Source organism: Methanosarcinales archaeon, assembly GCA_014859725.1.
Taxonomy (GTDB): domain Archaea; phylum Halobacteriota; class Methanosarcinia; order Methanosarcinales; family Methanocomedenaceae; genus Kmv04.
The window spans coordinates 1-8,397 of the sequence record JACUTQ010000099.1 but is presented as its reverse complement, the minus strand read 5'-3'; the positions used below and the strand labels follow the sequence as shown (position 1 = coordinate 8,397).

General features: G+C 40.7%; 10 protein-coding genes. 5 read left to right on the top strand and 5 right to left on the bottom strand.

The window, feature by feature from the left end; translation table 11 throughout:
• Window positions 1-146 precede the first annotated feature (146 nt).
• The 4 genes from IBX40_08700 to IBX40_08685 all read left to right on the top strand — a co-directional run bounded on the left by IBX40_08700 (window position 147) and on the right by IBX40_08685 (window position 2,474).
• The gene (locus IBX40_08700) at window positions 147-308 is read left to right on the top strand and encodes a hypothetical protein (GenBank protein MBE0524391.1); all 162 of its coding nucleotides are present in this window, start codon (window positions 147-149) and stop codon (window positions 306-308) included.
• Window positions 309-444: 136 nt separating this feature from the next.
• On the top strand, window positions 445-1,050 hold the full coding sequence (locus IBX40_08695; protein MBE0524390.1) for a hypothetical protein: 606 nt from the start codon (window positions 445-447) through the stop codon (window positions 1,048-1,050).
• A 19-nt stretch (window positions 1,051-1,069) separates the two neighbouring features.
• Window positions 1,070-1,267, top strand: a complete 198-nt coding sequence (locus IBX40_08690; protein MBE0524389.1) for a PGF-pre-PGF domain-containing protein — start codon at window positions 1,070-1,072, stop codon at window positions 1,265-1,267.
• Between the two features lie 109 nt (window positions 1,268-1,376).
• Entirely contained in the window at window positions 1,377-2,474 is a 1,098-nt protein-coding gene (locus IBX40_08685; GenBank protein MBE0524388.1) for an AI-2E family transporter, read from the top strand.
• Window positions 2,475-2,495: 21 nt separating this feature from the next.
• Here the strand turns inward: IBX40_08685 and IBX40_08680 are convergent, their stop codons facing one another.
• From IBX40_08680 to IBX40_08665, 4 genes are all read right to left on the bottom strand, one after another.
• The gene (locus tag IBX40_08680; protein MBE0524387.1) at window positions 2,496-3,233 is read right to left on the bottom strand and encodes a fumarylacetoacetate hydrolase family protein; all 738 of its coding nucleotides are present in this window, start codon (window positions 3,231-3,233) and stop codon (window positions 2,496-2,498) included.
• Between the two features lie 227 nt (window positions 3,234-3,460).
• Entirely contained in the window at window positions 3,461-4,219 is a 759-nt protein-coding gene (locus IBX40_08675; protein MBE0524386.1) for a dihydroorotate dehydrogenase electron transfer subunit, read from the bottom strand.
• On the bottom strand, window positions 4,216-5,124 hold the full coding sequence (locus IBX40_08670; protein MBE0524385.1) for a dihydroorotate dehydrogenase: 909 nt from the start codon (window positions 5,122-5,124) through the stop codon (window positions 4,216-4,218). Before IBX40_08670 ends, IBX40_08675 begins: the two co-directional genes overlap by 4 nt.
• Window position 5,125: 1 nt before the next feature.
• Window positions 5,126-5,929 carry a class I fructose-bisphosphate aldolase family protein gene (locus IBX40_08665; protein MBE0524384.1) on the bottom strand — a complete coding sequence of 268 codons (804 nt, stop codon included), beginning with the start codon at window positions 5,927-5,929 and terminating at the stop codon, window positions 5,126-5,128.
• A gap of 143 nt (window positions 5,930-6,072) precedes the next feature.
• On the opposite strand from IBX40_08665, the gene IBX40_08660 reads away from it, so the two are divergent.
• Window positions 6,073-6,477, top strand: a complete 405-nt coding sequence (locus IBX40_08660; protein MBE0524383.1) for a CBS domain-containing protein — start codon at window positions 6,073-6,075, stop codon at window positions 6,475-6,477.
• Between the two features lie 15 nt (window positions 6,478-6,492).
• Here the strand turns inward: IBX40_08660 and IBX40_08655 are convergent, their stop codons facing one another.
• Window positions 6,493-8,274, bottom strand: a complete 1,782-nt coding sequence (locus tag IBX40_08655) for a chloride channel protein (protein ID MBE0524382.1) — start codon at window positions 8,272-8,274, stop codon at window positions 6,493-6,495.
• Window positions 8,275-8,397 lie beyond the last annotated feature (123 nt).

Below are 8,397 nucleotides of genomic sequence, written 5' to 3'. Positions count from 1 at the left end.
GACCTCATTACCATATAAATATTGATTGGCGAAAAAACGTAGTCTATGAACACAGTTTAGGTGGAAAAAGCTATATATTCACTCCTGAACAGCAGATGCATCTTTAGAATATATTATGCAGTGCTAGTGAAGGAATTAATAGTTATATGAAAGATCATCTTGGATTAGAGACACATATTAATGGAAAAGGTATGAAAAATATTGATATTCATATAACTCAGTGCTGTGTAGCTTTACTGGCAGTTGTCTTAACCAGATTGCAGCATGAGATAAAAGAGAATCTTACGTCAATAGCATATCTGGCTTAAAGGGGTTTGTGAATAAAGTACCAATGAATTTAGGGGGATTGGTAAGTACCTAATAAATTAATGACTATTAGAAATATTTATATCCAGATAATGCTTATAACTGCTTATAATTATCATTAAATGGGGGATTATGATCATGAGAATCTCAAATATAAAAAAACAGAAAATATTAAATATTTCATTAACATTATTAGTTATATTGTTGGTAATTTTTTCAGGTCCGGCAAGTGCTGTCAAAGTTACAATGACACCGCCCACTGGACAATATTATTCTTATCAAACAGTCACATTTACTGTCGATATTGACTTTCTAACTGATGACAGGATTCCAATAGATAATATAAGTATTACAGGCCTTCCGAAAGGCGATCTTTCATTCCAGCCAGATGGCACTATAATAAGTGGTGATGCTGGGTATACTGTGACAAAAATAGCATCAGCAGATTATGGCTATGGGTATAGATATGGATATGATTTCAGTTATGGGTATGGATATGATTTCGGTTATGGGTATGGATATGGATATGATTTCGGATATAGTCCGATTAACCATAAATTAACATATGAAATCAAGATCATTGGCCTTTCTCTTGGAACTCATCCAGGTACTGCAAATATCAAAGTAAATACTGGTGATACAAGTAAACCTTCATTCTCATCGTCCCAGAGTTATTCATTTAAAATAATTTCAAAACCTGATCCAGATTCAGTTCTGGAGGTACCAGCCGCAGAGCTTATTTGAGAATTCCCCAACAATTATAATGTATAGGTTCCACAATAGCGAATGGCAGCCCCTTATGACTACTTATAATGGGATTGAGAGTAGTTACTATCAGTATTCAGTACATACACCAGGATTGTCTTCTTTCGCAATAGTAGTACCTCATGTGTCAACAGATGTAGATATTTCACAATCAACTTCAGATACGGGTGCAACCGATGAAGAAAATTCGAATTGAACAAAATCCCAAACAATTGCCAAGAAAGGACTTCCAGGCTTTGAAATTTTAATGGGAGTTGAGAGAATATTGTTAGCTACATATAAATAAATAAAATAAATTAATTCTGATGATTAATTCACTTGCACGCAAACGTTTCATATTACTTGTTTTGATCATAGTGATAGCTGCATCTCTATTGGTCATATATCTTTCATGGCCATTCCTAAATGTAATAATTCTGAGTCTATTTAGTGCTTATGTGCTCCGTCCTCTCGATAGGACTCTGCGAAAAATTACAAAGATACAAAGCCAAAGGATCTCGGCGATTCTGACTATCGTTGTAGTAGCCGCAATTTTTTCAGCTGTTTTTCTGAACATCATATTCATACTAGGCTACGAACTCGCAAGATTCCAGCCTATAGTGATGGAATATGATGTGAATGCAGTCATCAATAGTGCAATGGAATTGCTTGATAATTATATTCCTGATTCGATCCAGGAAAATATGAGAAACAGTCTTTCATCTTCTGTCTCTAACGCTATCGCTTTCATAATTACCAATCTCCAGCAATTTGTAGTGAATTTTATTTCTGATCTGGCGATTATCACCCTGCAACTTGTAGTAGTTATATTTATGGTATATTACCTGTTAATTGACGGAGATAACATATTACATACATTTATCGAGATCTTACCATCAAACAGGGTAAATATTGTTAAAGATTTTCTTGACCATCTGGACAGCATTTATAACAGCCTGTTCAACGTTTATCTAATAGTCTGCATTCTAACAGGTATTATCGGGGCTATAGGTCTTACACTATTAAGAGTTCCTTATCCAGCCATGTGGGGTGCTATTATTGCCATCCTGGCTTTATTGCCCATTGTCGGACCAGGTACCTTCTATATACCGGCGTCCATTTTCTATTTCCTAACCAATCAGCCGGTCAAAGCTGTGATATTGCTAATTTTTGGCTGGTTGTTCCTTGAAACCATCCCCGGAAATATAATTAGACCCAGACTAATGATGCAGCGTGGACATATACATCCAATTATTACTCTACTTGCATTTACTGCACCCCTTTTTGTTGTAGGAGCCATTGGAATTATTGTCGGCCCGGCAGCATACGGTTTCATGCTTGCAGTATATAGGACATATATGGGTTTTGAAGTGGAAAATAAGCAGGAAAATAAAGAAGAAAACGAATCCGATGACATTGATTAATTCCTTTAATTGTAAATGGAATTAACTGACCACATGATTTTTTAATATACCAATACCCTGAATTTCGATTTCTACTGTATCACCGATGTGGAGGGGGCCAACACCTGCGGGTGTTCCTGTGGCAATAATGTCACCTTCCTCCAATGTCATTATGTTGGAAATAAATTCAATAAGGAATGGAACATCGAAGATCATATTATTTATATTGGAATTCTGTCTGATCTTGCCATTGACCCTGGTTTTTATAAAAGCATCACCTAGGTTGATCTTATTGGGTTCGATAATATACGGGCCGATGGGTGCAAATGTATCAAAACATTTTGCCCTGGTCCACTGGTTATCTATTTTCTGGAGATCCCGGGCAGTAACATCATTGAAACAGGTAAATCCCAGTATAACGTCTTTTACCTTTTTTGTCAGAACATTTTTACAATGTTTACTGATCACTACAGCAAGTTCAGCTTCGTAATCCAGCACCTGGCTGTTTGGTGGATATACAATATTATCTCCATCCCCTATAATGGACGAAGGGGGTTTTAAGAATATTATAGGATGATCAGGCAGTGACATTTTCAATTCTTTAGCATGATCAATATAATTCAATCCCACACAGATGATCTTACTGGGGTTTGTTGGCGGGAGTAGTTGCAGGTCTTCAAGGTTATATGTATCAAAGTATAGGTCCTGCTTTACTATGACTTTACCATCATTTATTTTCCCTGTAAATATCTGATCTTCAAATTTGAATCTGCCGATCATAATTATCTATAATTAAAAGTTTTGAATCTTTTTATAAATTACCCTTATATTGATTTTAGAGAAGCTGGAGATTTTGAAGACAGTCCCCCATTAAACTTTCTGGATTGATCTGTTATTTCCTCTGGTTATTCCAGGAATGCTGATTTTTGGTTGCGGTTTGGATATTCATTTATAAACCAGAAAAAGTAGAACAGCTCTCTTCATCATAGCATACCCGGCTGTGCCACTCATAATTTTATCTTTCTTCCGGTGGCATCCCTGTGGTATTTCCCCAACTCACTTTCAATAAGAATATCTCCCGTAAAAACAGGTCCATCCTTGCACACCCGCAAACCCAGCGGGTCAATTACACATGCTCCGCATACTCCAATCCCGCATTTGAAATATCTGTGAAGACTAAACTGTGATCTGCATTCAAGGCCGTGTAGAATATCCAGCACTCCTCTCATCATCAATTCTGGACCGCACACATAGAACTGGTCAAAATCTTCCAGGTCGTACATCGACATAAGCCCGGTAAGAAAACCATGATACCCTTTACTCCCATCATCGGTAGCCACACTCACGGCACCATATTTTGAGAATCGATCTTCAAAAAGCAGTTCTTTTGAGGTCTTAGCCCCGATCAAGGTGTGCACTTCAATATCCTGTGCATGTTCTGCCAGTGGTAATAATGGTGCACCGCCCACCCCTCCTGCAATGATCATTATTCTGTTTCCAGTTATTTCAAATCCCTTCCCGAAGGGACCCCTGATACCTATACTATCACCCACATGCATATCTGAAAGCGCGGAGGTTGCATCACCGACCTTCTGCACAGTAATACCATTCGAAAATGATAATGCCATCGGGATTTCATCCACTCCCCTGACCCAGACCATAACGAACTGACCAGGGGTGGCATCAAGTTCAAGATCGGTTTTTAGGGTGGTTATTGAGGGAGTCTCCCTGATAACTTCTGTAATTACGGCATCCATTGGTCTCATTGGTCCATTCTCCTGTGAGCAAGACCGATTATCTCGTGCAAAGTGTAATTAGTGTCAGATAGGTATCTGGTTAATCCCGTGCAAATTTGATTGAAAATATTTATATTATCATGAACAGCAGAACCGATCTGGACTGCAGATGCCCCCGCCATCATCATCTCAACTACATCCTGCCAGCTTTCAACTCCACCAACACCTATTATTGGGATATCCAGAGCTTTGTATAGATCAAAGATGCATTTTACGGCCACAGGTCGAATAGCCTTTCCTGACAACCCCCCGTAGATATTACCCAGTAAAGGATAACCACTATGGATATCCACTGCCATTCCCCTCACCGTATTGATGGCAACCACTGCATCTGCATCCCCTTTTTGGGCAGCTTCACCTATCTCGACGATATCTGTAACATTGGGTGTCAGTTTGACCCAAACGGGGGCCTTCGCAGCTTTTTTTGCAGCCCTGGTTATATCTTCAACCAATACAGGATCCGTGCCAACGACTGCACCATATCCACTGGCGTGGGGACAGCTCACATTTAATTCATAAGCATCTGCCCCTTGAAGACCATTGATAATTTCTGCAAATTCATCGGGATGCGCACCAAAGACACTGGCTATTACCGGAATACCACCTAGCTTGGCCGCTGCCAGTTCATCCTGGAAATCTTTGTAGGACGGGTTGGGCAAACCCATTGCATTTAAAAATCCACAGTCTAGTTTGACCATAGTTGGATTTGGGTGCCCCTCTTTTGGTTCTGAACCTATGGACTTTGTGACCACTGCCCCAGCACCCGAGTCAGCCATTCGTTTAAGGGATGAACCAGTGGTACCCAAAACACCAGCAGCCAAAATAATAGGATTTTCCAGTTTAAGTTTTGTTATTTCAATAGCAAGAGAAGGCATATTATTTATAGACCTCGTCTACAGAATAATCCTGATGTATTATTTTGGAGATTTTTTCCACAAGGGCTGTGGGATCATCGGCTTGAAACACGTTTCTTCCAATTGCAACTCCCCGGCCACCTGCCTGTTTCGAATCATATACCATATTCAAAAGATCACGTTCGGTTTCCACTTTAGGCCCTCCAGCCACGACCACAGGTACCGGACAGCCTTCCACCACGTCCCTGAACGAATCTGTATCACCTGTATAATTTGTCTTAATAATGTCAGCACCAAGTTCAGCACCAACCCTTGCTGAATGTTTTACATATTCCACATCATGTTCCGCCTCGACTTTTGGACCCCGTGGATACATCATAGCCAGCAAAGGCATACCCCATTCATCACATTTTCGGGCAGTCTTCCCTAACCCTTTCAGCATCTCAGCTTCGTCATCAGCTCCGATGTTTATATGTACAGAAACGCAGTCTGCTCCAACCTTAATTGCCTCTTCAACAGTGGTTACCAGTACTTTGTGATTAGGATCAGGTCCAAGAGAAGTGGATGCGGAAAGATGTATGATCAACCCCACATCCCTGCCATAACCACGATGCCCGTATTTGGGCAGTCCCATGTGTCCAAGAACAGCATTGGCACCCCCGTCTGCTACTTTATTTACCATATCTGAAAGGTTTACTAAACCTTTAATAGGCCCGGCTCCTACACCATGATCCATTGGAATTATGATCGTATTTCCAGTTTTTCTGTCGAAAATCCGTTCCAATCTCACTGATTTTCCTATATTTCTTGAGACATATGTGCACATTTACATCGCCTAACGACATTCAAAGGTTCTTATGATACTTATTTATTTAGATTTTATTTCATTTCAGTTTCACATTTTTATTTATGTTAGATAGTTATTTATTCTATCAAATCATTTATAATTATAGGGTGAGAGTAATAATAATGAAACCAATGAATAGACTATTAAGGGATATCATGACCAGGGGTGTGGTTTCTGTTCGAATGGATCTTTCCATAAGGGAAGTGGCAGAGAAGATGATACAACAGAATGTCTCTGCTGTAACAGTAACTGATCACAACGGGGAGATCATGGGATTAATTTCTGAAATGGATGTACTTCAAGCTGTTATGGATAGATCGATACTTAATTCTACAGCAGAAACCATAATGAGTTCCAATATTCAATCAGTTGAGCCGTCTATCACATTAGATGAAGCTGCCAGGATCATGATGAATAGAGGCATCCACAGGTTAGTCGTTTTATCGGAACCAGGCGTGGGAGCTTCAGATCGTCCAGTCGGTATACTCAGCACTGGTGATATAATAAGAGAAATTATTAAGAAATAGAGTAGATTATCTCTGTTAAGGTGGTAGCCTGCAAAACCTGGAACTCATTTTAGCGTGCTCTCTAATAATATCAGATTTGGTTAGCAGGCCGAGTAGTCTTTTCTGGTCTTCCCGATCTACCACAGGCAGTCGTCCGATATTGTTGTCAAGCAGCCTCTTAAGTGCTATTTCAAGATTCTCATCCTCATATGTCACGATCAATGAGCGGCTCATGATCTCTTCAACCCTGACCTTATCTCGCTCATCAAATGGTACTTTTTCCGCATCTTCAAATGTGACTATGCCTACCAGTTTCAGGTTGTCAAGTACAGGATATCCCAGATGCCCGTATTTGTGAACCAGGTTTAATACAGTCTGCACCTTTGTGGCAGGATCAACTGTGATGACATCGGAAACCATGGCTTCTTTTACTTTGACAAGTTCAAGTACATCTATTGTCATTTCACGGTGATGGGCTGGGGAATCAACCCGGCTTGCAACCTGTTTTTCATAGATCGACCATCTGCCAGAAATGACAAAGGACAGGGTTGAGGCCAGCATGAGAGGGGGTAACAGGTTATAGTTCCCTGTAAGTTCTGATACCATGATTATCGCAGCGATGGGTGTTTTTGCCACACCTGCTAATAGAGCTGCCATTCCTACCAGCACGAAGGTGGAAGATTCCAGTACAATAGTCGGAAATAAAGAATTTAAGGTGATTCCCAGGAATCCACCCAGCATAGCACCGATCACAAGGGTTGGGGCGAACTCACCACCACTGCCTCCACTGCCTAATGTGAAAGAAGTAGCCATTATTTTCGCCAGCACCAGCAGTATCAATAATCCCACTGTCAGTTTTTGGTCTATAGCCAGCTGGATCAATCCGTATCCAACACCCAGACTTTCAGGTACTAAGAATGCCAGTAATCCCAATAAAAGACCTCCTATGGCAGGTTTGAAATATTTTGGTACATTAAGTTTCCTGAATACCTCTTTGATCCCATGGAACATGTGTACATAGAATATGCCAGTAACTGCACATACTATTCCCAGTAATGCATAAAAGATTAGTTCAGAGGGATGATTGAACTGGTAATTTGGCATGGTGAAGAGGGGTTCCCAGCCCAGTACTGATGATAATATTGAGTATGCGACGGTAGATGAGATAAAAGCAGGAACAATCCCTTCAGATTCAGATCCCTGCCTGTACAATACTTCGATAGCAAATATTGCACCACCAAACGGGGCCTTGAATATGCTGCCGATACCGGCGGCAACTCCACAAATGACCATGATACGGCGGTCACTATCTGTTAGATGGAGCCTGGTCGCCATGATGGAGCCCAATCCCGCATTGATCAGAGCGATGGGGCCTTCTCTGCCTGCACTTCCACCGGATCCTATGGTTATAATGGAAGTCAGCCCTTTCATTAATGGAACCCGGGTACGTATTATGCCGCGGTTCTGGTGATAGGATTCGATTACCGAATCAGTCCCGGCTCCTTCGGTCTCGGGTGCAAAACGGTAGATCAATATACCAGCGATCAAGCCTCCCAGAGCTGGAATCAGAATTAACAGCAATCTGTTTGGATTATTTATCCCTGGTGCAAGTAATTCCACATCCCCTGCAGGGATGGCAGGGTAATAGCCGCCCACACCACCCAATATGTAATGGGTGGTATAAAATAAGCCTGAATAAAAAAGGATGGCAGCTACTCCCCCAACTGCGCCCACTAATGTGCTTAGAATTGTCCAGCGTTGGATCTGTTTGAGATTCAATTCGCGAATTATTGATCCGGTTTTGCTAATAAAGCCCATTAGTTAACGCCTGCTAAAATAAATGTAAAAGATCTATTCAATGAAGTACTTAATAAGGTAATAAATTTAGATGAGAACAAATTATCGTTTCAATCCTTGTTTTAGTGGATGTTGGTCTGCGAT